This is a genomic window from Janthinobacterium lividum, assembly GCF_011601275.1.
In the GTDB taxonomy this organism is placed as follows: domain Bacteria; phylum Pseudomonadota; class Gammaproteobacteria; order Burkholderiales; family Burkholderiaceae_D; genus Janthinobacterium; species Janthinobacterium lividum_E.
The window spans coordinates 60633-81918 of sequence record NZ_JAAOLY010000001.1 but is presented as its reverse complement, the minus strand read 5'-3'; the positions used below and the strand labels follow the sequence as shown (position 1 = coordinate 81918).

Here is a 21286-nt window from a genome sequence, read left to right as displayed (position 1 = left end):
AGCGCATATGGGTTTTTTACACTGGCCCCCTTACTTCAAGGATGCGCCATGCAAAAAACTTTATTCGTCAAAGCATTGATCGTGTTTGGCCTGATGCTGCTGATCGGCCTGCCGTTGCTGATGATCCAGGAAACGATCAAGGAGCGGATGGAATTCCGCCAGGAAGCCGTCAACAGCATCGCCGCCGATTCGGTGCGCGAACAAACCATCATTGGGCCCATCCTCGTGATCCCGTATGTGGAGCAGTATGACGAGCGCGTCGAGATTGCCGCCGACAAGGACCAGAAAGGCAGCGCGCCGGCGCAGACACAGGTGCAGCGCCGCATCATGCAGCGCCGCTTGCTGGTGTACCCGAACTTTTTACTGCAGGAAGGCACCATCGAGACCGACCGCCGCTACCGTGGCATCCACCAGGTGCTGGTGTACAGCGGCCAGCATGCGTTCAAGGGCGACTTCACGGTACCGAGTCTTGAGCAGTTGCCGCGCAAGACGCCGGACGCGCGCGTGACTCTGGGCCAGCCGTTTGTTGCCTTGTCCATCGAGGACGTGCGCGGCATCCGCAATATCCCGAAAATCGATTGGGGCGGGCGCCAGATCGAGTTCGAACAGGGCACCGACCTGTTTGCCTTCCGCAGCGGCCTGCACGCGCCACTGGGTGCCATGCCGCTGGCGCAGGCGCAACAGGTGAAATTCAGCTTTGACCTGGGCCTGGACGGCATCGAACGCCAGCATTTCGTGCCGGTGGCGAAAAACAGCCAGATCAGCATCAAGTCGAACTGGCCCCATCCGCAGTTTGGCGGCCGCTTCCTGCCGTCGCCGAAACACCGCCAGATCAATGCCGATGGCTTTCAGGTCGAGTGGGATATCTCTTCCCTGGCCAGTAATGCGCAAACGCAGCTGAGCACGATTGAGGGCGAGTTCAAGGTCCCCGACAGCGCGCCGCTGGGCCAGGTGGACCGTTTCAGCGTCGGCTTCATCGAGCCCGTCAATGTGTACTCGCAGTCGGACCGCGCCACCAAATATGGCTTGCTGTTCGTGGCGCTGACGTTCGCCGCCTTCTTCATCTTCGAGATCCTGAAGAGCTTGCCGATCCACCCGGTGCAGTACTTGCTGGTGGGCCTGTCGCTGGTGATCTTCTTCCTGCTGCTGGTGGGCTTGGCCGAACACATCGCCTTCCTGGCCGCCTACCTGATCGCCAGCGCCGCCTGTATTGCCCTGACCAGCTTTTACCTGGCGCATGTGCTGCGCAATGCCTGGCGCGGGATAGGCTTCGGCGTCGCGCTGACCATGCTGTATGGCGCCCTGTACGGCCTGCTGAGCTCGGAAAACAATGCGCTGGTGATGGGCAGCATCCTGCTGTTCGCTGTGCTGGCGGCCATCATGGTGGTGACACGCAAGGTGGACTGGTATCAGGTGGGCAAGGGGGAGGCAGCAAATACGCTGGCTGATCCGGGCGGCGAATGAAAAACATTGCTCATTTAGTAAATAAGTGGTTTTAAGTTGGTATTGTTTACGGTACTCTTTGGTGTTAAATGCCAAAAAGCATGGGACTCTGTGCGGCGGCGTAGCGGTGTAGTAGGGCGGTGGCGGGCAGGATGGCCTGCCGCCGCTTGGCAAGACCTTCCATTCCCACTGATAAAAAACTGGAGATAGCACCATGATCAAGAAACTGGCTTTTTTCCTCTTTGCCTGCGGCCTGAGTGCCGGCTATGCGTATGCCGCCACGAGCGAGGATGTGTCGCAATGCCGTTCGCGCTGCGACAGCAGTTATGTCGGCTGCACCAATTCGCTCGGCGGCAGCCCGATTTGCCGTGAGCTGATGCAGCACTGCCTGGAACGCTGCAACGGCTAGACCAGCGGCTGGCATGGCGCATGGGCGCGGACAGGGCACCAGCCCTGTCCGCGCCTTTTTTTGTGGCGCCAAGGCGCATGGATGGCGGCTTTGCGCCGGGGGGCGGTCAATTGTGGACGGCGCTGAACAACTCCCGCAGGGGCGTCGCGCAACACTTTGACATACCTCGTGTTAACTTGTTGCGTCAAGGGTTTTTGTGCTATATACTAGCCGGCTTCGGTATGGATTCGTCTTTTTTGAGTCCTACGTTACTTTGTAGTTAAACAAGCCCCGCCCAATCGCAGGTGGGAATGGAGAAAAAATGAGCCTAGGCCTTCTCGGTCGCAAGGTTGGTATGATGCGCATTTTCACGGATGAAGGGGATTCGATTCCTGTCACCGTGTTGGACGTATCGAACAACCGTGTTGCGCAAATCAAAACCCCTGAAACAGATGGTTACTCCGCTGTTCAGGTCGCATTCGGTCAACGTCGCGCTTCCCGCGTGACCAAAGCTGTTGCTGGTCATCACGCTAAAGCTGGTGTTGAAGCCGGTACTCTGTTGAAAGAGTTCCGTGTCGACGCTGCCAAAGCCGCTGAACTGAAAGCTGGCGATGTTGTCGCTGCTTCCCTGTTCGAAGTCGGTCAAAAGATCGACGTGCAAGGCGTTACCATCGGTAAAGGCTATGCAGGCGTTATCAAACGTTACCACTTCGCTTCTGGCCGTGCAACGCACGGTAACTCGCGTTCGCATAACGTTCCAGGTTCCATCGGTATGGCACAAGATCCAGGTCGCGTTTTCCCTGGTAAGCGCATGACCGGTCATCTGGGTGACGTTAACCGTACGATCCAGAACCTCGTGATCGCCCGTATCGATGCCGACCGTCAGCTGTTGCTGGTCAAAGGCGCGATTCCAGGTGCGAAAAATGGCCAGGTAGTTGTCTCGCCAGCCATCAAAACCAAAGCCAAGAAAGGAGCTTAAACGATGGAACTCAAGCTTCTGAATGCGCAAGGTCAAGCTGGCTCGAATGTTGCTGCTGCCGATGAAATTTTCGGCCGTGACTACAACGAAGCGCTGATCCACCAAGTCGTCATCGCTTATCAAGCGAATGCACGTAGCGGTAACCGCAAGCAAAAAGACCGTGAAGAAGTTCACCACACGACGAAAAAGCCATGGCGCCAAAAAGGTACCGGCCGCGCTCGTGCTGGTATGTCGTCGTCGCCACTGTGGCGCGGCGGTGGTCGGATTTTCCCGAACTCGCCTGACGAAAACTTCACCCACAAAGTGAACAAAAAAATGTATCGCGCAGGTATCTGCTCGATCCTGTCGCAGCTGGCTCGCGAAGAGCGCCTGATCGTCATCGACGATCTGACGATCGACGCGCCAAAAACCAAGCTGCTGTCGCAAAAATTGAACGGCCTGGGCTTTGATTCGGTTCTGATCATCACCGACGTTCTGAACGAAAACCTGGAACTGGCATCGCGCAACCTGCCTAACGTACTCGTCGTTGAGCCACGTCACGCAGACCCGATGTCCCTGGTGTTCTACAAGAAGATCCTGGTCACCAAAGCTGCATTGGCCAAGATTGAGGAGATGCTGGCATGAGCGCGATTTTGAAACATAGCGAAGAACGCTTGATGAAGGTGCTGTTGGCGCCCGTGATTTCCGAAAAGGCCACCATGGTCGCGGAAAAGAACGAGCAAATTGTATTCCGCGTACTGCCGGATGCAACCAAGCCTGAAATCAAGGCAGCGGTCGAACTGCTGTTCAAGGTTGAAGTTCTGTCCGTGCAAACTGCAAACCGCGAAGGTAAGCAGAAACGCACCGGCAAGTTCAACGGTCGTCGTAACCATACCAAGCGTGCTTTCGTGTGCCTGAAGCCTGGCCAGGAAATCAACTTCTCCGAGGAGGCTGCATAATGGCACTCGTTAAGATGAAACCAACCTCGCCAGGCCGTCGCGGCATGGTAAAGGTTGTGAATGCCGACCTGTACAAAGGTCGTCCGTTCGCAGCCCTGGTTGAAAAGAAATCCAAGACCGCTGGTCGTAACAACAACGGTCACATCACCACCCGTCATATCGGTGGTGGTCATAAGCAACACTACCGCTTGATCGACTTCAAGCGCACCAAAGATGGTATTCCAGCGAAAGTGGAACGTATCGAATACGATCCAAACCGCACCGCGAATATCGCTCTGTTGTGCTACGCCGACGGCGAACGTCACTACATCATCGCAACCAAAGGCATGGCCGTTGGCGACAGCGTGATGAACGGTTCGGAAGCACCGATCAAATCGGGTAACTGCTTGCCAATCCGTAACATCCCAGTCGGTACCGTGATGCATTGCGTCGAAATGCTGCCAGGTAAAGGTGCCCAAATGGCACGTACCGCCGGCGCTGGCGTTGTGCTGATGGCACGTGAAGGTACCTACGCTCAAGTGCGTCTGCGCTCGGGTGAAGTACGTCGCGTGCACATCGAGTGCCGTGCAACGGTTGGTGAAGTCGGCAATGCCGAGCACAGCCTGCGTAAAATCGGTAAAGCTGGTGCGATGCGCTGGCGCGGTGTTCGTCCTACCGTTCGCGGTGTGGTCATGAACCCGGTCGATCACCCGCACGGTGGTGGTGAAGGTAAAACAGCAGCTGGTCGTCATCCAGTTTCGCCTTGGGGCCAACAGACTAAGGGTAAGAAGACACGCAGCAACAAGCGTACTACTTCCATGATCGTCTCGCGCCGCGGCAAGAAATAAGGGGTAGCACATGACACGTTCATTGAAAAAAGGGCCGTTCTGTGACGCCCACCTGGTGAAAAAAGTTGAAGCCGCGCAAGCAGCCAAAGACAAAAAGCCAATCAAAACCTGGTCGCGTCGTTCGACAATCATGCCTGACTTTATCGGCCTGACGATCGCGGTTCATAACGGCAAGCTGCACGTGCCGGTTTATGTTTCCGAAAACATGGTTGGTCACAAGCTCGGCGAATTCGCACTGACCCGTACGTTCAAGGGCCATGCAGCTGACAAAAAGGCTAAGAAATAATGGAAACTAAAGCTATCCTCAAAGGTGTGCGCCTGTCGGACCAAAAGGGCCGCCTGGTTGCTGACCTGATCCGTGGCAAGAAAGTTGACGCTGCACTCAACATCTTGCAATTCAGCCCGAAAAAAGGTGCTGCGATCATCAAACGCGTTCTGGAATCCGCTATTGCGAATGCCGAGCACAATGATGGTGCGGACATCGACGAATTGTTCGTGAAAACGATCTACGTCGAAAAGGGCCCCGTCCTGAAGCGCTTCACCGCGCGTGCAAAAGGCCGTGGCGACCGTATTTCGAAACAATCCTGTCACGTTTACGTGACTGTCGGTAACTAAGGAGCCACGATGGGTCAGAAAATTCATCCAACCGGTTTCCGTCTGGCGGTCACCCGTAACTGGGCTTCGCGCTGGTATGCAGGCAACGGTAATTTCGCTGCCATGCTGAACGAAGACTTGAAAGCACGTGCTTACCTGAAAAAGAAACTGAAGAACGCTTCCGTTGGCCGCATCGTTATCGAGCGCCCAGCCAAGAACGCGCGCTTCACGATCTACAGCTCGCGTCCAGGCGTGGTCATTGGTAAAAAAGGCGAAGACATCGAAGTACTGAAGTCGGCGCTGACCAAGATCATGGGCGTACCTGTTCACGTGAACATCGAAGAAATTCGCAAGCCAGAAATCGACTCGCAACTGATCGCCGATTCGATCGCTCAGCAGCTGGAAAAACGGATCATGTTCCGCCGCGCCATGAAGCGTGCAATGCAAAATGCAATGCGCCTGGGTGCTCTCGGTATCAAGATCATGTCGTCCGGCCGTCTGAACGGTATCGAAATCGCGCGTAAAGAGTGGTACCGCGAAGGCCGCGTGCCTCTGCATACCCTGCGCGCCGATATCGACTACGGTACCAGCGAAGCCTCGACCACCTACGGCATCATCGGTGTCAAGGTGTGGGTATACAAAGGTGACCGCGCGCCTAACGGCGATGCACCAGTCATCGATACCCCAGCTGACGAGAAGAAAAGCCGCGGCCCACGCCGTGACGATGGCAAGCCAGCTGGCCGTCCACGTCCAGCCGGTGCCGGTGCGAAACCATCCACAGCACCAGGTGCACGTGTGCGTACCGCCGCTAAACCGGCCGCCGCAGCAGCACCAGCTGAGAAAGCAGGAGAATAATCATGCTGCAACCAGCACGCAGAAAGTATCGTAAAGAGCAGAAAGGCCGTAATACCGGTATTTCGCACAGCCGCGGCACCGCCGTGTCGTTTGGCGAATTCGGTCTGAAGGCAGTTGCGCGCGGTCGTATCACTGCGCGTCAAATTGAAGCGGCGCGTCGTGCAATGACGCGTCACATCAAGCGCGGTGGCCGTATCTGGATCCGTATTTTCCCGGACAAACCGATTTCGAACAAACCGGCTGAAGTCCGTATGGGTAACGGTAAGGGTAATCCTGAGTACTACGTCGCTGAAATTCAGCCAGGCAAAGTACTGTACGAAATGGATGGCGTTGATGAAGCGCTGGCACGGGAAGCATTCCGTCTTGCCGCCGCTAAACTGCCACTGGCGACGACGTTTGTCATCCGCCAAGTCGGCCAATAATTGGAGTTGTATATGAAAGCATCTGAACTCCGCGGCAAGGACCAGCCAGCTCTGCAAAAAGAGCTGAATGACCTGTTGAAGGCACAGTTCGGCCTGCGCATGCAAATCGCTACGCAGCAGCTGAGCAACACTTCGCAGCTCAAGAAGGTACGCCGCGATATCGCGCGTGTGAAGACGGTAATGAATCTGAAGGAAGCCAAATGAACGAACCAGTGAAACAGTCGCTCAAGCGCACGCTGATCGGTAAAGTGGTTTCGGACAAGATGGACAAGACCGTTACCGTTCTGATCGAGCGCCACGTAAAACATCCTTTGTATGGCAAGATCATCATGCGCTCGAACAAGTATCACGCGCATGACGAGACCAACCAAGTCAAGGCCGGTGACACGGTCGAGATCCAGGAAGGTCGCCCGATCTCCAAAACGAAGGCATGGACGGTGACACGTGTGGTTCAAGCCGCACCAACCGTTTAAATAAAAACCACCGTTTCGGCGGTGGGTTTTAATTAGTACTTGCAGGCCCGCAAATTGTATGTAATACTTGCGGGCTTCGTTCATGTAACGCCGCAAAGTGTCTGGCCACAGACAGTAGCATTCGCGGTCAGTTGATGTATGAAGGTCATGCACCCAAACAGTGAAGCCCAGCAGGGCGGCTCTGGCGGGACCAAGACTGACCGTGGGTCTACATTGTGTGGATTCTTCGGCTTAAGTTGGGAAAGAGAATACTATGATTCAAACTGAAAGCCGGCTCGAAGTGGCTGACAATACCGGTGCCAAAGAAGTAATGTGCATCAAGGTATTGGGCGGCTCCAAGCGCCGTTATGCTGGCATTGGCGATGTGATCAAGGTAACCGTTAAGGTTGCTGCGCCACGTGGCCGTGTCAAAAAAGGTGAAATTTATAACGCCGTGGTTGTGCGCACCGCTAAAGGTGTTCGCCGCCAAGACGGTTCCCTGGTGAAGTTCGACGGCAACGCCGCCGTTCTGTTGAACGCCAAGCTGGAACCGATCGGTACCCGTATTTTTGGACCTGTCACACGCGAACTGCGTACTGAGAAGTTCATGAAAATCGTGTCCCTGGCACCGGAAGTCCTGTAAGGAGTCGTAATGGATAAGATTCGTAAAAACGACGAAGTCATCGTTCTGACCGGGAAAGACAAGGGCAAACGTGGTGTGGTACAGCAGCGTATCGATGCTGAACATATCGTGGTTGACGGCATTAACATCGCTAAAAAAGCGACTAAGCCAAACCCGATGACTGGCGTAACTGGTGGTATCGTCGATAAGACCATGCCAATTCACGTGTCCAACGTTGCATTGTTTAATGCAGCGACTGGCAAGGCAGATCGCGTGGGTTTCAAAGAAGTGGACGGCAAGAAAGTTCGCATCTTTAAATCCTCCGGCGAAGTAGTGAAGGCTTAAGAAATCATGGCACGTCTCCAAGAATTCTATAAAGAAAAAGTCGTTGCCGACCTGACCAGCAAGTTTGGTTACAAGTCGGTAATGGAAGTTCCACGCCTGACCAAGATCACCCTGAACATGGGTGTTGGTGAGGCTATCGCGGATAAAAAAGTTCTCGAGCACGCAGTTGCTGACTTGACCAAGATCGCCGGCCAGAAGCCAGTGACCACCAAGTCCCGCAAAGCGATCGCAGGCTTCAAAATCCGTGAAGGTTACCCGATCGGTACGATGGTCACCCTGCGCGGCGCTCGCATGTACGAGTTCCTGGATCGCTTCATTACCGTGGCTCTGCCGCGCGTACGCGATTTCCGTGGTGTGAACGGCCGTGCATTTGATGGTCGTGGCAACTACAACATCGGTGTCAAGGAACAGATCATTTTCCCTGAAATCGAATACGACAAGATTGACGCGTTGCGCGGTATGAATATCAGCATCACGACAACCGCTAAGACCGATGACGAAGCCAAAGCTTTGCTCGCCGCCTTTAAATTCCCTTTCAGGAACTGATCATGGCCAAACTGTCACTGATTAATCGTGAGATCAAGCGTGCTGACCTGGTGGCGAAATTCGCCCCTAAGCGCGAAGCTCTCAAGGCCATCGTCGATGACCAATCGAAATCGGAAGAAGAGCGCTACGAAGCTCGCCTGAAACTGCAGGCGCTGCCACGTAACTCGAACCCGACGCGTCAACGTAACCGTTGCGCCATCACTGGTCGTCCGCGCGGCACATTCCGTAAATTCGGTCTGGGTCGTATCAAGCTCCGTGAATTCGCCATGCGTGGTGAAATTCCGGGTATGACAAAAGCAAGCTGGTAATAGGAGAATATGCAATGAGTATGAGCGATCCTATCGCCGATATGCTGACCCGCATTCGCAATGCACAAGGCGTGCAAAAGACGACCGTGGCCATGCCATCGTCGAAAGTCAAAATTGCGATTGCCAGCGTCCTGAAGGACGAGGGTTACATTGAAGATTTCGCTGTTGCCGAAGCTGGTGGCAAAGCGGAACTGAAAATCGGTTTGAAGTATTATGTTGGCCGTCCCGTCATTGAGCGCTTGGAGCGCGTGTCCCGTCCGGGTCTGCGCGTCTACAAGGGTAAAGACGAGATCCCTGTTGTGATGAATGGCTTGGGTGTGGCGATCGTGTCGACTCCGCAAGGCGTCATGACTGACCGCAAAGCACGCGCTACCGGTGTCGGCGGCGAAGTTATTTGCTACGTGGCTTAAGGAGTTACACATGTCTCGAGTAGCTAAAATGCCTATCGTAGTGCCAGCTGGCGCCGAAGTCGCCATCTCCGCACAAGCGATCACCGTAAAAGGCCCGCTGGGCGTACTTTCCCAGGCTCTTACCGGCCAGGTCAAAGTGGAAAACAATGCAGGAACCCTGAGTTTCGACGTGGCTGACGAAAGCCGCGAAGCCAATGCCATGTCCGGCACGCTGCGCGCACTGGTCAACAACATGGTTGTTGGCGTCACCAAGGGTTTCGAGAAAAAGCTGAACCTGGTAGGCGTGGGTTACAAGGCGCAAGCTCAAGGCGACAAGTTGAATCTGTCCCTGGGTTTCTCGCACCCTGTAGTGCATGACATGCCAGCCGGCGTTACCTGCGCAACACCAACCCCGACCGAGATCCTGATTAAAGGTATCGACCGTCAACAGGTTGGCCAGGTAGCCGCTGAAGTTCGTGCTTACCGCTCCCCTGAGCCGTATAAAGGCAAGGGCGTTCGCTATGCGGACGAAGTGGTTAAGCTTAAAGAAACCAAGAAGAAGTAATTAGGGGCTGACGATGGATAAGAAAGAATCACGGCTTCGCCGCGGACGCCAAACCCGCATCAAGATTGCGGAATTGAAAGTAAATCGCTTGTCGGTGCATCGCACCAACCTGCACATTTACGCCAACCTGATCAGCCCGGACGCTAAAGTCCTGGTTTCGGCCTCGACGGCTGAAGCGGAAGTTCGCGCTGAACTGGCAGGCCAATCCGGCAAAGGCGGCAATGCCGCTGCTGCAGCCTTGATCGGCAAGCGCGTCGCTGAAAAAGCGTTGAAAGCAGGGATTACCGAAGTTGCGTTTGACCGCTCCGGTTTCCGTTACCACGGCCGTGTGAAAGCGTTGGCAGAAGCCGCACGCGAAGCCGGTCTGAAGTTCTAAGGATCAATCATGGCAAAAATGCAAGCAAAAATGCAAAGCGACAAGCCGGATGATGGCATGCGCGAAAAAATGATCGCGATCAACCGCGTGACCAAAGTGGTCAAGGGTGGTCGTATCATGGGTTTCGCCGCGCTGACCGTAGTTGGTGATGGCGATGGCCGCGTCGGCATGGGCAAGGGCAAATCGAAAGAAGTGCCAGTTGGCGTGCAGAAGGCAATGGAAGAAGCCCGTCGCAACCTGATCAAAGTACCGCTCAAAAACGGTACCTTGCATCACACGGTTGTTGGTCGTCACGGCGCCTCCAAGGTCCTGATGAACCCAGCTAAGCCTGGTACTGGCGTTATCGCTGGTGGCGCAATGCGCGCTATCTTCGAAGTGATGGGCGTGACGGACGTGGTGGCGAAATCCACCGGTTCGAACAACCCATACAACCTGGTACGCGCTACGCTGGACGGCCTGTCGAAAATGAGCACTGCTTCCGATATCGCTGCCAAACGCGGCAAGTCGGTCGAAGACATTCTGGCTTAAGGTGGACAAAATGACAAACACAGTCAAAGTGCAATTGGTCAAGGGCTTGATCGGTACGCGCGAATCGCATCGCGCTACCGTGCGCGGTCTGGGTCTGCGTCGTGTAAATTCGGTTTCCGAATTGCAAGACACCCCATCCGTACGCGGCATGATCAATAAAGTATCGTATCTCGTTAAAGTTGTCGGGTAAGCCTTCGGGCTTACACGAACGGAGCAAATCATGGAATTGAATACTATTGCACCAGCCGAAGGCGCTAAGCACTACAAGCGTCGCGTCGGTCGCGGTATCGGCTCCGGCCTGGGTAAAACCTCGGGTCGTGGTCACAAAGGTCAGAAATCGCGTTCGGGCGGCTTTCATAAAGTCGGTTTCGAAGGCGGTCAGATGCCTCTGCAACGCCGTCTGCCTAAGCGCGGTTTCAAATCGATGCACGCAACCTTCAAAGCTGAAGTGCGCCTGTCCGATCTGAACAACCTGGCTGTTGGCGATGTCGACATTCTGGTCTTGAAGCAAGCTGGCGTTCTGGGCGTGTTGGCCCGTGACGTGCGCGTGATCTTGTCCGGCGAAATCACCAAAGCGGTGAATTTGAAGGGCTTGAAAGTGTCCGCTGGCGCGAAAGCAGCCATCGAAGCAGCCGGCGGCTCGGTAGCCTGAGTTGACCGCTAACAGCTTGATCGGAGCGAAAATTGGCGACTAATCCACAACTTGCTAAAAGTGCAGCGGCCGGTTTCCCTTGGGGACGGCTCTGGTTTTTGCTTGGCGCATTGGTGGTTTATCGTATCGGTGCTCACGTCCCGGTTCCCGGGATTGACCCGACACAATTAGCCTCGCTGTTCAAGGAGCACGAAGGCGGCGTCCTGGGCATGTTCAACATGTTCTCGGGCGGTGCCTTGTCTCGTTTTACAGTGTTTGCGCTGGGTATCATGCCTTATATCTCGGCCTCGATCATCATGCAATTGCTGTCGATCGTGTCACCGCAGATGGAAGCGTTGAAAAAAGAAGGCGAAGCAGGTCGTCGCAAGATCACCCAGTACACCCGGTATTTCACGGTTGCCCTGGCACTGTTCCAAGCGTTAGGCATTGCAGTCGCACTGGAGTCGCAAGCTGGTCTGGTGTTGGAACCTGGTCTTGCATTCCGCTTCGTGACGGTCGTCACTTTGTTGACCGGAACAATGTTTTTGATGTGGTTGGGTGAGCAAATTACCGAGCGTGGCTTGGGGAATGGCATCTCGATCATCATTTTTGCCGGGATTGCAGCAGGTCTGCCGTCGGCGTTGGGTGGCTTGTTCACTCAGGTGTCGAATGGTTCGATCGGCAGCTTCAGCGCGATTTTCATCGTGATCCTGGTAGCACTGGTAACGTACTTCGTTGTATTCGTTGAACGTGGTCAGCGCAAAATATTGGTCAATTACGCGAAGCGCCAGGTAGGCAACAAGATTTATGGCGGTCAAACCAGCCATTTGCCGTTGAAGCTGAACATGGCCGGCGTGATCCCGCCGATCTTTGCTTCTTCGATCATCTTGTTCCCGGCCACTATCGTGGACTGGTTTTCAAAGGGCGCCGACAACGCTAACCCTGCGGTGCGGTTCTTGAAAGATTTGGCAGCATCGATGGGGCCTGGTGAGCCTATCCATGCGCTGTTGTACGCAGTGGCGATCGTGTTTTTCTGTTTCTTCTATACAGCGCTGGTCTTTAACAGCAAGGAAACAGCGGATAACTTGAAGAAAAGCGGTGCGTTCATTCCCGGGATTCGTCCAGGCGAGCAGACAGCCCGTTACATCGACAAGATCCTGACACGCTTGACACTTGCCGGCGCAGTCTACATCACCCTGGTGTGTTTATTGCCGGAATTTATGCAAGCCCAGTGGAAAGTACCATTCTATTTCGGCGGTACTTCTTTATTGATTATTGTAGTTGTCACCATGGATTTCATGGCGCAAGTACAGAACTACGTGATGTCGCAGCAATATGATTCGCTGCTGCGCAAAGCAAATTTCAAGGGCGGAATTCCGACGCGTTAAGCGCGGTAAACATACCGAATGGCAAAAGACGACGTCATACAGATGCAGGGCGAGATTCTTGAGAATCTCCCAAATGCAACATTTCGAGTGAAGCTGGAGAACGGACACGTGGTGCTCGGGCATATTTCAGGTAAAATGCGGATGAACTATATTCGCATTCTCCCTGGAGACAAGGTGACGGTGGAGTTAACGCCGTATGACCTGAGCCGAGCCCGCATTGTGTTCCGTACCAAGTAACACACTGAATCAAACCAAAGAAGCGAAAGAAAGAGCCCAAAAATGAAAGTTCTCGCATCAGTCAAGCGGATCTGCCGCAACTGCAAGATCATCAAGCGCAAAGGCGTAGTCCGCGTTATCTGCGTGGAACCACGTCACAAGCAGCGTCAAGGTTAATCGAGGAATAACAAATGGCACGTATTGCAGGGGTTAATATCCCAAATCATCAGCATACCGTTATCGGCCTGACGGCCATCTACGGTGTGGGCCGTCCACGCGCAGAGAAAATCTGTGCATCGACCGGTGTAGCAACCAACAAAAAGATCAAAGATCTGGATGACAGCGAACTGGAAAAGCTGCGCGATGAAGTAGGTAAATTCATCGTCGAAGGCGATCTGCGTCGTGAACTGTCCATGAACATCAAGCGTTTGATGGATCTGGGTTGCTACCGCGGCATGCGTCATCGTAAGGGTCTGCCTTGCCGTGGCCAGCGTACGCGTACGAACGCACGTACCCGCAAGGGACCGCGTAAAGCCGCTCAATCGCTGAAAAAATAATCCGCTAGGGAATAATTATGGCTAAGTCGCAAAATAACGCCGCATCAGCACGCGTGCGTAAAAAAGTTAAAAAGAACGTCGCTGAAGGCATCGCACATGTCCACGCTTCGTTCAATAACACCATCATTACCATCACCGATCGTCAAGGCAATGCCTTGTCGTGGGCTACCTCCGGCGGTGCAGGCTTCAAGGGTTCGCGTAAATCGACCCCATTCGCAGCGCAGGTCGCCGCGGAAGCCGCTGGTAAAGTGGCTGTTGAGTGTGGCGTGAAGAACCTGGAAGTACGTATCAAGGGCCCAGGTCCTGGTCGTGAATCCGCCGTTCGCGCGCTGAACAACCTGGGCATCAAGATCACCGAGATCCAGGACGTGACGCCGGTACCGCACAACGGTTGCCGTCCACCGAAACGTCGTCGTATCTAAGATAGTGTTGCAGAGGGCGCTTCGGCGCCAGCTGCTTTGCTGTCTGTTGTAACTCAGTACAGTTGTGTGAAAACGCTGGAGCAGGGAGCCGGAAACGGTTATACTGCTCGGCTGTTCTTGCCTGTCAAATTCTGTTTGACGGGTTTTTCGTTTTCAGCCACCGTCTGATTGAAACCAAATCAGACTAGCGCCTAACCGCATCAGTGTGTTTGATCATGCATGTGGCTGGGGCGTTATCATTTAAAAAAAGGAAGTATCGTGGCACGTTATATCGGACCTAAAGCAAAACTTTCCCGCCGTGAAGGTACAGACCTGTTCCTGAAGAGCGCACGTCGCTCGCTGGACAGCAAGTGCAAACTGGACGTCAAGCCAGGCCAACACGGTGTCAAATCCGGCGCCCGCACCTCGGACTACGGTAACCAACTGCGCGAAAAGCAAAAAGTCAAGCGCATGTACGGCGTGCTGGAACGTCAATTCCGCCGCTACTTCGCTGAAGCAGACCGTCGTAAAGGCAACACCGGCGAAACGCTGTTGAAGTTGCTGGAAACGCGTCTGGACAACGTTTGCTACCGCATGGGCTTTGGCTCGACCCGCGCTGAAGCGCGTCAATTGGTCAGCCACAAAGCGTTCACCGTGAACGGTATCGTTGTGAACATCGCTTCGTACGCAGTCAAAGTTGGCGACATCGTTGCTGTTCGTGAAAAATCGAAAAAGCAAGTGCGTATCGTTGAAGCACTGTCGCTGGCTGAACAAGTTGGTATGCCTAGCTGGGTTTCGGTTGATGCCAAGAAAATGGAAGGTACCTTCAAGTCCCTGCCAGAGCGTAACGAAATCGCTAACGACGTCAACGAATCGCTGATCGTCGAGCTGTACTCGCGTTAATAGTAGTTAGCAAGACTCCCGCCCACTCACTTTCTTGAGTGGGCGTTTTACTAATGCCATCAGCCTTATCGGTGTAATGAGCCGAGGGTATTGAAAAGGACATTTCATGCAAAACAGTTTGTTGAAGCCACGTATTATCGATGTTGAAGCTCTCGGTGCAGGTCACGCCAAGGTCGTGATGGAACCGTTCGAGCGCGGCTATGGCCACACATTGGGTAACGCGTTGCGCCGCGTTCTGCTGTCGTCGATGGTAGGCTACGCGCCGACCGAAGTGACGATAGCTGGCGTCGTCCACGAATATTCCTCCCTCGATGGCGTGCAAGAAGACGTCGTCGATCTGTTGCTGAACTTGAAGGGTGTGGTTTTCAAAGTCCACAACCGCGATTCGGTAACCCTGACCCTGAAAAAAGAAGGCGAAGGCGCGATCCTGGCCTCCGACATCGACCTGCCGCATGACGTCGAACTGATCAACCCTGACCACGTGATCGCCCACCTGACCGCTGGTGGCAAGCTGGACATGCAGATCAAGGTTGAAAAAGGCCGCGGCTACGTTCCTGGTAACGTGCGTCGCCTGTCGGAAGACACGAACAAGACCATCGGCCGCATCATTCTGGATGCGTCGTTCTCGCCAGTGCGCCGCGTATCGTACTTCGTTGAATCGGCCCGCGTTGAACAGCGTACCGACCTGGACAAGCTGATCATCAACATCGAAACCAACGGCGTGATCTCGCCGGAAGAAGCGATCCGCCAGTCGGCCCGCGTCCTGGTGGACCAGTTGAATGTGTTCGCTGCCCTGGAAGGCACGGAAGCCGCCGCCGAAGCGCCATCGCGCGCTCCGCTGGTCGATCCTATCCTGTTGCGTCCAGTCGACGATCTGGAGTTGACCGTGCGTTCGGCGAACTGCCTGAAAGCGGAAAACATCTACTACATCGGCGACCTGATCCAACGTTCGGAAAACGAACTGCTGAAAACGCCAAATCTGGGCCGCAAGTCCCTGAACGAAATCAAGGAAGTGCTGGCATCGCGCGGCTTGACCTTGGGCATGAAGCTGGAAAACTGGCCGCCTGCCGGCCTGGAAAAGTAATCGCTGTCAAAGTATTTTGTAGCAAACTGCCTGGGACAGGTGTCCCAGGCTTTTATTTTGTAGTACCAAACCGGCCCGCGATGAAGCTTCTGCCTCATTGATCGAAGAGCTGGAATTTAAACACTCACCGAAAGGATTTATCATGCGTCACGGTCACGGCCTCCGTAAACTGAATCGTACCTCGTCCCACCGTCTGGCAATGCTGCGCAACATGACAGTATCGCTGCTGCGTCACGAAGCGATCAAAACCACCCTGCCAAAAGCAAAAGAACTGCGCCGCGTTGTCGAGCCAATTCTGACCCTGGGCAAAACCGACTCCCTGGCAAACAAGCGTCTGGCCTTCAACCGCCTGCGCGACCGTGAAATGGTCGTCAAACTGTTCGCTGAACTGGGCCCACGTTTCGCCAACCGTAACGGTGGTTATGTACGTATCCTGAAAATGGGTTTCCGCGTCGGCGATAACGCTCCTATGGCGTTCGTTGAATTGATGGATCGTCCAGATACGACCGAAGCAGTTGAAGTTGCTGGCGAGTAATCCCAGTAATTGCATCTGAGAAGCCAGGCCTAGCCTGGCTTTTTTGTTTTCTGCTGCAGCTATCCTTGCTGCGGTGTACTATTCTTCTTTCGCGCCGGCCCTGCAGCCACTGCACGCCCCGCGCGTCTCTTGTTGAATGGCACAGCTGATGCCGCAGAAAAAGGTCGTTCATGTCCCGTTTCCCTTCCAGCGCCACCGTGCGCGCCGCCCCACTACGTCAACTGTTGCTCTGGTTTGCCACCTGTCTGCTGCTGGCCATGGCCGTCTTTGGCGCCAGCCAGGCCCGCGCCGACGATGAATTCCTCGATCCCGAGCTGGCCTTCAAGTTTGCCGCCCGCATGCAGGATCCGTCCACCATCGCCGTCACCTACGTAATCGCCGATGGCTACTATATGTACCACGAGCGCTTCAAGTTCGAGGCCGTGGGCGCCAAGCTGGGCACGCCAGTGTATCCCGCTGGCAAGGTCAAGTTTGACGAGACTTTCCAGAAGAACGTGGAAACCTTCCGCAAGACCCTCACCATCACGATACCCGTGGAAGCGGCAGGGGCCTTTACCCTGAAGGCGACAGGCCAGGGTTGCTCCGACAAGGGCCTGTGCTATGCGCCGCAGGACGCCACGGCCCAGCTGGTGGGTGGTGGTGGCCAGAGCTTGGCGCCGGGCGGCTTGCCGTCGAAGTTTGCGCTGCCAGCCGCGCCGGCAGTCGACACGGCGGCCGTCAACGGCCCGCAGGCGCAAGCGTCGCCTGGCGTGTCCGTGATGAGCATTCCCCAGGCCGATATCACCAGCACGCCCGAGCCGGTGGCGGCGGCCCCCGTGGCGGCAAGCGCCGCGCCGGCGCAAAGCGAAACGGGCAAGATCGAAGCAGCACTGAAGGGCGGCAAGCTGCTCGTCATCGTGCCCCTGTTCATGCTGCTGGGCCTGGGCCTCGCATTTACGCCGTGCGTGCTGCCCATGGTACCGATCTTGTCGTCGATCATCATCGGCGATGGCGCCAAGATCAGCCGTTCGCGCGGCTTGCTGCTGTCGCTGACGTACGCGCTGGGCATGGCCATCGTCTACACGGCGTTGGGCGTGGCGGCCGGCCTGGCGGGTGAAGGCCTGGCGGCGCAACTGCAAAACCCATGGGTGCTGGGCTTCTTTGCCCTGCTGATGGCGGGTCTGGCCCTTTCGATGTTCGGTTTTTATGAGCTGCAAGTACCGGCCTTCCTGCAAGGCAAGCTGACGTCCGTATCGAACCAGCAATCGTCGGGTCGCCTGGCGGGCGTGTTCGTCATGGGCGCCATTTCCGCCCTGATCGTGGGGCCATGCGTGGCCGCGCCGCTGGCCGGCGCCTTGCTGTACATCAGCCAGACGCGCGACGTCGTCATCGGCGGCAGCGCCCTGTTTGCCATGGCCGTGGGCATGAGCGTGCCGCTGCTGCTGGTGGGCGTGTCGGCCGGCACCTTGCTGCCGCGCGCCGGCGCGTGGATGGATGCCGTCAAGCGCTTCTTTGGCGTGCTGCAGCTGGGCGTGGCCTGGTGGCTGGTCTCGCCCGTGCTGCCGGGCGCCGTGCAGATGCTGGGCTGGACTGTCTTGTTCGTCGGCTATGGTATGTATCTGCTGGTGGGCAAGAGCGGCGCGAAGAACGCCTGGGTGGCCAAGGCATTCGGCCTCGTGTTTGCCGTGCTGGGTGCGATGCAACTGGTCGGTGTGGCCAGCGGTGGCCGCGACCCGCTGGCGCCGCTGGCGCACCTCGGTGGCGGCCAGGTGCACGCGCAACCATTTACGCGGGTAAAGACCGTGGCGCAGCTCGATGCGGCGCTGGCCCAGCTGAATGGCAAGCCGGCCTTGCTGGATTTTTATGCGGACTGGTGCGTGTCGTGCATCGAGATGGAAAAACTGACCTTCGTCGACCCCGCCGTGCGCGAGAAGATGGGGCAAGCCGTGCTGCTGCAAGTGGACGTGACGGCCAATGACGCGGACGACAAGGCCATGCTGAAACGTTTCCAGCTGTTTGGCCCGCCGGGCATCATCATGTTCAACCCGCAAGGGCAGGAAATCGCCCAGTCGCGCGTGATCGGCTTCCAGAACGCTGCCACCTTCCTGACCTCGTTGCGCAAACTTGACGAGTAGGTCGGGGTAGGTCGGGTTAGCCCGCCAAGGCGTAACCCGACATCACCGCACACGTTGAACAAGGTTGTCGGATTACGCGGCGTTCCGCCACTAATCCGACCTACGCTCAGCCTGCTTTATGGTGGCCACCGCGATGGCCGCCGTGCTTGCCGCCAGGCACGCTGTCGTCAAACACTTTCTTTTGCTCCGGCGTCAGCACGGCATAAAAGGTTTTCAGCGAAGCCAATCGGCTTTCCTGGTCGGCGATGCGTTCCTTCGACATGGCGATCCATTGCTCCATGCGTTCCGGCGCCGACAGCTTGGCCATCGCTTCATGCTTGGCTTTCCAGTCACCCATCGGTTTTTTCGGCGCATTGGCGGCCGTGAACGTGGCCCAGGCCGGTTCCTGCGCGGCCGTCAGCTTCAGCTTGTCGTGCAGGCGGGCTTGGTATTTGGCCATGCGTTCGGCGGGATTGCCGCCGCGGTGGCCTTCATGTTGCATCTTGGTGCTGGCGGCAGGCGCGCTGGCGGCCGCTTCCTGGGCGTGAACGGTCAGCGATGCCGCACCCATGCCGAGTACGCTCATGGCGATAATCAAATTCTTGCGTAAAGTCTTCATTGAGGCGTTCATCTGGATTCCTTTGTAAAAGTGAGGGATGTACATGTTGCTGCACATGAATCCATGGTGGACGCTCCATGTTTCCCCGAAGTGTCCGCTGCCAGACAGTTTGTATCTATATGTTTCTTCGGGTCTTCTATATACAAGACGATACAAATGCGTTGTGCAAGGGTGGGGGAAGTGGGGATAATTCGTACCATGGAACCCACTTCTACAATTCTCATCGTTGACGATGACCGCGATATCCGCAGCTTGCTGGCGGACTACCTGGAAACGAACGCCTACCGCACCCTGGGCGCGGCAGATGGCACGGCCATGTGGAAAATCCTCGATGAAACGCGGCCCGATTTGATCGTGCTCGACTTGAACCTGCCTGGCGACGACGGCCTGACCCTGTGCCGCAAGCTGCGCGCGCAGTCGACGGTGCCGGTGATCATGCTGACGGCGCGCAATGAGCCGCTGGACCGCATCCTGGGCCTGGAAATGGGCGCCGACGATTATTTGCCGAAACCGTTCGAACCGCGTGAATTGCTTGCGCGCATACGCAGCGTGCTGCGCCGCAGCCATGCCATGCCGTCGAACGTGCCGTCCGACAAGGCGCAGCAAATCCGCTTTTCCGGCTGGACGCTGGACTTGACGGCGCGCCACCTGCTCAATCCCAGCGGCCTGGTGATCATGCTGTCGGGCGCGGAATTCCGCCTGCTGCGCGTCTTCCTGGAACACCCGAACCGCGTGCTCAACCGCGACCAGCTGCTGAACCTGACGCAGGGCCGCGACGCCGATCCGTTCGACCGCTCGATCGATATCCAGATCAGCCGCCTGCGGCAAAAGCTCGGTGAAGATGCCCGCTTGCCGCAAATCATCAAGACCGTGCGCAACGGCGGCTACGTGCTGGCTGGCCAGGTCAATGTGGAGCCGCACGCGTGAAGGCCTTCCTGGGCTCGATGACGGGCCGGGTCTTCATGTTCTTGCTGATCGGCATCGTCGCTTCGGCCGCGCTGACGCAGTGGCTGGCCGTGGGCGAACGCCAGCGCGCCATCGAACAATACCGCGATTACCACGCCGTCGAGCGGGCCGAGCAGCTGGTCATGGCGGCCGACGTGGTGCCGCTGGCCTCGCGCGCCGCCTACCTGAAGGTGGCCAACAAGGGCAGCGTGCGCCTGGAATTGCGTCCCGACGTCGAGCATGTACCGGGCAAGCCGACGGAATTTTCCACCGCCCTGCAAGCCAAATTGGGCGAGGGTTTTAAGGTCAGCGCGCTGGCCGAACGCCCGGCCGCCTGCGTCAAACCGCGCCAGACGCCGGGCATGTTTTCCGCCAAGCCATGGGGCGGCACCTGCGAAAACCTCGACGTGCGCATGCAGGATGGCCACGTGCTGCGCCTGATGGTCTTGCCGCCGCGCCAGCAGCCGCCCTTCAATGAACATAACGACTGGATGACCCTGCTGCCTTTCCTGATCAGCATCGCCATCCTCGCCTACCTGGTCACGCGCATGACCATGCGCCCGCTCAAGCAGCTGGCGCAGGCGGCGAAAGACCTGGGCAACGACATCAACCACCCGCCGCTGACCCTGTCGGGCGCCAGCGAGATCCGCCAGGCCAGCGCCGCCTTCAATGCCATGCAGGCGCGCATCCGCCAGCATATTTCGCAGCGGACACAGATGCTGGCCGCCATCACGCATGACTTGCAGACGCCGCTGACGCGCTTGCGCTTGCGCCTGGAAAAAGTGGCCGATACGGAATTGTATGACCGCCTCGTGGGCGACCTGTCGGCCATGCAAAGCATGGTCAAGGAAGGGTTGGACCTGGCCCGCTCGATGGACAGTACGGAAGCGATGCAGGCGCTCGATCTCGATTCCCTGTTGGATAGCGTCTGCTCCGACGCGGCCGATGCCGGCCAGAATGTCACCTTGTCCGGGCAAGCCAGTATGGCCTTGATGGCGCGCCCCATCGCCATGCGGCGCTGCCTGGTGAACCTGATCGACAATGCCGTCAAATATGGCCAGTACGCGCAGGTCACGGTCGAACGCATCGCCGGCGCCGCGCGCATCCGCATCCGCGATGGCGGGCCAGGGATTGCACCAGATCAACTGGCCAAGGTGTTTGAACCGTTTTACCGCATCGAGACGTCGCGTTCGCGCGAATCGGGCGGCACTGGCCTGGGCTTGACCATCGCGCGCAATATCGCCGAGCAGCACGGCGCCACGGTTTTGCTGTCCAATCACGTCGACGGTGGACTGGAAGTCACCCTCATCGTGCCAGAGTATTACGCAGGAAAGTGA

At 56.5% G+C, this 21286-nt stretch carries 34 protein-coding genes; 33 read left to right on the top strand and 1 reads right to left on the bottom strand.

The features are described from left to right. The first annotated feature begins 48 nt into the window (after window positions 1–48). From creD to dsbD, 31 genes are all read left to right on the top strand, one after another. Window positions 49–1464 carry a cell envelope integrity protein CreD gene (gene creD, locus GYK42_RS00435; protein ID WP_166445919.1) on the top strand — a complete coding sequence of 472 codons (1416 nt, stop codon included), beginning with the start codon at window positions 49–51 and terminating at the stop codon, window positions 1462–1464. A 193-nt stretch (window positions 1465–1657) separates the two neighbouring features. Beyond that, window positions 1658–1852: a hypothetical protein gene (locus GYK42_RS00430; protein ID WP_046681665.1), complete on the top strand. Its 195-nt coding sequence runs from the start codon at window positions 1658–1660 to the stop codon at window positions 1850–1852. 301 nt (window positions 1853–2153) lie between these two features. After that, window positions 2154–2810: a 50S ribosomal protein L3 gene (gene rplC, locus GYK42_RS00425; protein ID WP_010394393.1), complete on the top strand. Its 657-nt coding sequence runs from the start codon at window positions 2154–2156 to the stop codon at window positions 2808–2810. A 3-nt stretch (window positions 2811–2813) separates the two neighbouring features. Next, entirely contained in the window at window positions 2814–3434 is a 621-nt protein-coding gene (gene rplD / locus GYK42_RS00420; RefSeq protein WP_166445918.1) for a 50S ribosomal protein L4, read from the top strand. Continuing rightward, a complete protein-coding gene (rplW, locus tag GYK42_RS00415; protein ID WP_010394398.1) occupies window positions 3431–3748 on the top strand; it encodes a 50S ribosomal protein L23 in 318 nt (105 codons plus the stop codon). The genes rplD and rplW overlap by 4 nt, the downstream gene beginning before the upstream one ends. Then, window positions 3748–4575, top strand: a complete 828-nt coding sequence (gene rplB / locus GYK42_RS00410) for a 50S ribosomal protein L2 (RefSeq protein WP_034753198.1) — start codon at window positions 3748–3750, stop codon at window positions 4573–4575. The genes rplW and rplB overlap by 1 nt, the downstream gene beginning before the upstream one ends. Before the next feature lie 10 nt (window positions 4576–4585). After that, window positions 4586–4861: a 30S ribosomal protein S19 gene (gene rpsS / locus GYK42_RS00405; RefSeq protein ID WP_008444295.1), complete on the top strand. Its 276-nt coding sequence runs from the start codon at window positions 4586–4588 to the stop codon at window positions 4859–4861. Next, window positions 4858–5190, top strand: coding sequence for a 50S ribosomal protein L22 (rplV, locus tag GYK42_RS00400; protein ID WP_170840583.1), 333 nt, complete (start codon window positions 4858–4860; stop codon window positions 5188–5190). The genes rpsS and rplV overlap by 4 nt, the downstream gene beginning before the upstream one ends. Before the next feature lie 9 nt (window positions 5191–5199). Then, window positions 5200–6024: a 30S ribosomal protein S3 gene (rpsC, locus tag GYK42_RS00395; protein ID WP_034753199.1), complete on the top strand. Its 825-nt coding sequence runs from the start codon at window positions 5200–5202 to the stop codon at window positions 6022–6024. 2 nt (window positions 6025–6026) lie between these two features. Beyond that, window positions 6027–6446, top strand: a complete 420-nt coding sequence (gene rplP, locus GYK42_RS00390) for a 50S ribosomal protein L16 (RefSeq protein ID WP_034753201.1) — start codon at window positions 6027–6029, stop codon at window positions 6444–6446. 12 nt (window positions 6447–6458) lie between these two features. Then, the gene (gene rpmC / locus GYK42_RS00385; protein WP_010394412.1) at window positions 6459–6650 is read left to right on the top strand and encodes a 50S ribosomal protein L29; all 192 of its coding nucleotides are present in this window, start codon (window positions 6459–6461) and stop codon (window positions 6648–6650) included. Next, window positions 6647–6919, top strand: coding sequence for a 30S ribosomal protein S17 (gene rpsQ, locus GYK42_RS00380; RefSeq protein ID WP_010394415.1), 273 nt, complete (start codon window positions 6647–6649; stop codon window positions 6917–6919). The genes rpmC and rpsQ overlap by 4 nt, the downstream gene beginning before the upstream one ends. A 253-nt stretch (window positions 6920–7172) precedes the next feature. Next, window positions 7173–7541 carry a 50S ribosomal protein L14 gene (gene rplN, locus GYK42_RS00375; RefSeq protein WP_008444317.1) on the top strand — a complete coding sequence of 123 codons (369 nt, stop codon included), beginning with the start codon at window positions 7173–7175 and terminating at the stop codon, window positions 7539–7541. Between the two features lie 9 nt (window positions 7542–7550). Then, window positions 7551–7865 (top strand): 50S ribosomal protein L24, encoded by a 315-nt coding sequence (gene rplX / locus GYK42_RS00370; RefSeq protein WP_034753204.1) that lies wholly within the window; start codon window positions 7551–7553, stop codon window positions 7863–7865. Window positions 7866–7871: 6 nt separating this feature from the next. Continuing rightward, on the top strand, window positions 7872–8411 hold the full coding sequence (gene rplE, locus GYK42_RS00365) for a 50S ribosomal protein L5 (RefSeq protein WP_010394421.1): 540 nt from the start codon (window positions 7872–7874) through the stop codon (window positions 8409–8411). A gap of 2 nt (window positions 8412–8413) precedes the next feature. Further along, window positions 8414–8719 carry a 30S ribosomal protein S14 gene (gene rpsN, locus GYK42_RS00360; RefSeq protein ID WP_010394423.1) on the top strand — a complete coding sequence of 102 codons (306 nt, stop codon included), beginning with the start codon at window positions 8414–8416 and terminating at the stop codon, window positions 8717–8719. A 14-nt stretch (window positions 8720–8733) separates the two neighbouring features. Beyond that, window positions 8734–9129 (top strand): 30S ribosomal protein S8, encoded by a 396-nt coding sequence (rpsH, locus tag GYK42_RS00355; protein ID WP_034753208.1) that lies wholly within the window; start codon window positions 8734–8736, stop codon window positions 9127–9129. A 10-nt stretch (window positions 9130–9139) separates the two neighbouring features. Continuing rightward, entirely contained in the window at window positions 9140–9673 is a 534-nt protein-coding gene (gene rplF / locus GYK42_RS00350; protein ID WP_166445917.1) for a 50S ribosomal protein L6, read from the top strand. A gap of 13 nt (window positions 9674–9686) precedes the next feature. Continuing rightward, window positions 9687–10049, top strand: coding sequence for a 50S ribosomal protein L18 (gene rplR / locus GYK42_RS00345; RefSeq protein ID WP_010394431.1), 363 nt, complete (start codon window positions 9687–9689; stop codon window positions 10047–10049). 9 nt (window positions 10050–10058) lie between these two features. Next, the gene (rpsE, locus tag GYK42_RS00340; protein ID WP_010394433.1) at window positions 10059–10577 is read left to right on the top strand and encodes a 30S ribosomal protein S5; all 519 of its coding nucleotides are present in this window, start codon (window positions 10059–10061) and stop codon (window positions 10575–10577) included. 10 nt (window positions 10578–10587) lie between these two features. After that, a complete protein-coding gene (rpmD, locus tag GYK42_RS00335; protein WP_010394435.1) occupies window positions 10588–10767 on the top strand; it encodes a 50S ribosomal protein L30 in 180 nt (59 codons plus the stop codon). A gap of 30 nt (window positions 10768–10797) precedes the next feature. Continuing rightward, window positions 10798–11229 (top strand): 50S ribosomal protein L15, encoded by a 432-nt coding sequence (gene rplO, locus GYK42_RS00330; protein ID WP_034753211.1) that lies wholly within the window; start codon window positions 10798–10800, stop codon window positions 11227–11229. Window positions 11230–11261: 32 nt separating this feature from the next. Then, window positions 11262–12596, top strand: a complete 1335-nt coding sequence (gene secY / locus GYK42_RS00325; protein ID WP_010394438.1) for a preprotein translocase subunit SecY — start codon at window positions 11262–11264, stop codon at window positions 12594–12596. An 18-nt stretch (window positions 12597–12614) separates the two neighbouring features. Continuing rightward, a complete protein-coding gene (infA, locus tag GYK42_RS00320) occupies window positions 12615–12833 on the top strand; it encodes a translation initiation factor IF-1 (protein ID WP_005663428.1) in 219 nt (72 codons plus the stop codon). Window positions 12834–12875: 42 nt separating this feature from the next. After that, window positions 12876–12989, top strand: a complete 114-nt coding sequence (gene rpmJ, locus GYK42_RS00315; RefSeq protein ID WP_010394471.1) for a 50S ribosomal protein L36 — start codon at window positions 12876–12878, stop codon at window positions 12987–12989. Between the two features lie 14 nt (window positions 12990–13003). Further along, on the top strand, window positions 13004–13369 hold the full coding sequence (gene rpsM, locus GYK42_RS00310) for a 30S ribosomal protein S13 (protein WP_046681666.1): 366 nt from the start codon (window positions 13004–13006) through the stop codon (window positions 13367–13369). A gap of 17 nt (window positions 13370–13386) precedes the next feature. After that, complete coding sequence (gene rpsK, locus GYK42_RS00305; protein WP_010394475.1) at window positions 13387–13791, top strand: 30S ribosomal protein S11; 405 nt, start codon at window positions 13387–13389, stop codon at window positions 13789–13791. Window positions 13792–14049: 258 nt separating this feature from the next. Then, complete coding sequence (rpsD, locus tag GYK42_RS00300; RefSeq protein ID WP_010394478.1) at window positions 14050–14673, top strand: 30S ribosomal protein S4; 624 nt, start codon at window positions 14050–14052, stop codon at window positions 14671–14673. A 106-nt stretch (window positions 14674–14779) separates the two neighbouring features. Continuing rightward, window positions 14780–15757: a DNA-directed RNA polymerase subunit alpha gene (locus GYK42_RS00295; protein ID WP_008444343.1), complete on the top strand. Its 978-nt coding sequence runs from the start codon at window positions 14780–14782 to the stop codon at window positions 15755–15757. A 142-nt stretch (window positions 15758–15899) separates the two neighbouring features. After that, complete coding sequence (gene rplQ / locus GYK42_RS00290) at window positions 15900–16292, top strand: 50S ribosomal protein L17 (RefSeq protein ID WP_034753219.1); 393 nt, start codon at window positions 15900–15902, stop codon at window positions 16290–16292. Between the two features lie 170 nt (window positions 16293–16462). After that, window positions 16463–18406 (top strand): protein-disulfide reductase DsbD, encoded by a 1944-nt coding sequence (gene dsbD / locus GYK42_RS00285; protein ID WP_240943351.1) that lies wholly within the window; start codon window positions 16463–16465, stop codon window positions 18404–18406. Between the two features lie 106 nt (window positions 18407–18512). Here the strand turns inward: dsbD and GYK42_RS00280 are convergent, their stop codons facing one another. Next, a complete protein-coding gene (locus GYK42_RS00280) occupies window positions 18513–19016 on the bottom strand; it encodes a Spy/CpxP family protein refolding chaperone (RefSeq protein WP_166445916.1) in 504 nt (167 codons plus the stop codon). 186 nt (window positions 19017–19202) lie between these two features. Here GYK42_RS00280 and GYK42_RS00275 point away from each other — a divergent pair, with 186 nt between their 5' ends. Then, window positions 19203–19931 carry a response regulator gene (locus GYK42_RS00275; protein ID WP_034753223.1) on the top strand — a complete coding sequence of 243 codons (729 nt, stop codon included), beginning with the start codon at window positions 19203–19205 and terminating at the stop codon, window positions 19929–19931. Then, window positions 19928–21286, top strand: coding sequence for an ATP-binding protein (locus GYK42_RS00270; protein ID WP_046681669.1), 1359 nt, complete (start codon window positions 19928–19930; stop codon window positions 21284–21286). Before GYK42_RS00275 ends, GYK42_RS00270 begins: the two co-directional genes overlap by 4 nt.

What these genes read in the sequence shown, in the direction of transcription:
- GYK42_RS00430 (WP_046681665.1), top strand. Translation starts at nt 1,658, where the DNA reads ATGATCAAGAAACTGGCTTTTTTCCTCTTTGCCTGCGGCCTGAGTGCC.
- rplW (WP_010394398.1), top strand. Translation starts at nt 3,431, where the DNA reads ATGAGCGCGATTTTGAAACATAGCGAAGAACGCTTGATGAAGGTGCTG.
- rpsC (WP_034753199.1), top strand. Translation starts at nt 5,200, where the DNA reads ATGGGTCAGAAAATTCATCCAACCGGTTTCCGTCTGGCGGTCACCCGT.
- rpsM (WP_046681666.1), top strand. Translation starts at nt 13,004, where the DNA reads ATGGCACGTATTGCAGGGGTTAATATCCCAAATCATCAGCATACCGTT.
- rpmD (WP_010394435.1), top strand. Translation starts at nt 10,588, where the DNA reads ATGACAAACACAGTCAAAGTGCAATTGGTCAAGGGCTTGATCGGTACG.
- GYK42_RS00280 (WP_166445916.1), bottom strand. Translation starts at nt 19,016, where the DNA reads ATGAACGCCTCAATGAAGACTTTACGCAAGAATTTGATTATCGCCATG.
- rplP (WP_034753201.1), top strand. Translation starts at nt 6,027, where the DNA reads ATGCTGCAACCAGCACGCAGAAAGTATCGTAAAGAGCAGAAAGGCCGT.
- rplX (WP_034753204.1), top strand. Translation starts at nt 7,551, where the DNA reads ATGGATAAGATTCGTAAAAACGACGAAGTCATCGTTCTGACCGGGAAA.
- GYK42_RS00275 (WP_034753223.1), top strand. Translation starts at nt 19,203, where the DNA reads ATGGAACCCACTTCTACAATTCTCATCGTTGACGATGACCGCGATATC.
- rpsQ (WP_010394415.1), top strand. Translation starts at nt 6,647, where the DNA reads ATGAACGAACCAGTGAAACAGTCGCTCAAGCGCACGCTGATCGGTAAA.
- rplF (WP_166445917.1), top strand. Translation starts at nt 9,140, where the DNA reads ATGTCTCGAGTAGCTAAAATGCCTATCGTAGTGCCAGCTGGCGCCGAA.
- creD (WP_166445919.1), top strand. Translation starts at nt 49, where the DNA reads ATGCAAAAAACTTTATTCGTCAAAGCATTGATCGTGTTTGGCCTGATG.
- rplO (WP_034753211.1), top strand. Translation starts at nt 10,798, where the DNA reads ATGGAATTGAATACTATTGCACCAGCCGAAGGCGCTAAGCACTACAAG.
- rplR (WP_010394431.1), top strand. Translation starts at nt 9,687, where the DNA reads ATGGATAAGAAAGAATCACGGCTTCGCCGCGGACGCCAAACCCGCATC.
- rpsH (WP_034753208.1), top strand. Translation starts at nt 8,734, where the DNA reads ATGAGTATGAGCGATCCTATCGCCGATATGCTGACCCGCATTCGCAAT.
- GYK42_RS00295 (WP_008444343.1), top strand. Translation starts at nt 14,780, where the DNA reads ATGCAAAACAGTTTGTTGAAGCCACGTATTATCGATGTTGAAGCTCTC.
- rpmC (WP_010394412.1), top strand. Translation starts at nt 6,459, where the DNA reads ATGAAAGCATCTGAACTCCGCGGCAAGGACCAGCCAGCTCTGCAAAAA.
- infA (WP_005663428.1), top strand. Translation starts at nt 12,615, where the DNA reads ATGGCAAAAGACGACGTCATACAGATGCAGGGCGAGATTCTTGAGAAT.
- dsbD (WP_240943351.1), top strand. Translation starts at nt 16,463, where the DNA reads ATGTCCCGTTTCCCTTCCAGCGCCACCGTGCGCGCCGCCCCACTACGT.
- rplE (WP_010394421.1), top strand. Translation starts at nt 7,872, where the DNA reads ATGGCACGTCTCCAAGAATTCTATAAAGAAAAAGTCGTTGCCGACCTG.
- rpsS (WP_008444295.1), top strand. Translation starts at nt 4,586, where the DNA reads ATGACACGTTCATTGAAAAAAGGGCCGTTCTGTGACGCCCACCTGGTG.
- rpmJ (WP_010394471.1), top strand. Translation starts at nt 12,876, where the DNA reads ATGAAAGTTCTCGCATCAGTCAAGCGGATCTGCCGCAACTGCAAGATC.
- rplB (WP_034753198.1), top strand. Translation starts at nt 3,748, where the DNA reads ATGGCACTCGTTAAGATGAAACCAACCTCGCCAGGCCGTCGCGGCATG.
- rplC (WP_010394393.1), top strand. Translation starts at nt 2,154, where the DNA reads ATGAGCCTAGGCCTTCTCGGTCGCAAGGTTGGTATGATGCGCATTTTC.
- rplQ (WP_034753219.1), top strand. Translation starts at nt 15,900, where the DNA reads ATGCGTCACGGTCACGGCCTCCGTAAACTGAATCGTACCTCGTCCCAC.
- rpsK (WP_010394475.1), top strand. Translation starts at nt 13,387, where the DNA reads ATGGCTAAGTCGCAAAATAACGCCGCATCAGCACGCGTGCGTAAAAAA.
- rpsE (WP_010394433.1), top strand. Translation starts at nt 10,059, where the DNA reads ATGGCAAAAATGCAAGCAAAAATGCAAAGCGACAAGCCGGATGATGGC.
- rplD (WP_166445918.1), top strand. Translation starts at nt 2,814, where the DNA reads ATGGAACTCAAGCTTCTGAATGCGCAAGGTCAAGCTGGCTCGAATGTT.
- rpsN (WP_010394423.1), top strand. Translation starts at nt 8,414, where the DNA reads ATGGCCAAACTGTCACTGATTAATCGTGAGATCAAGCGTGCTGACCTG.
- rplN (WP_008444317.1), top strand. Translation starts at nt 7,173, where the DNA reads ATGATTCAAACTGAAAGCCGGCTCGAAGTGGCTGACAATACCGGTGCC.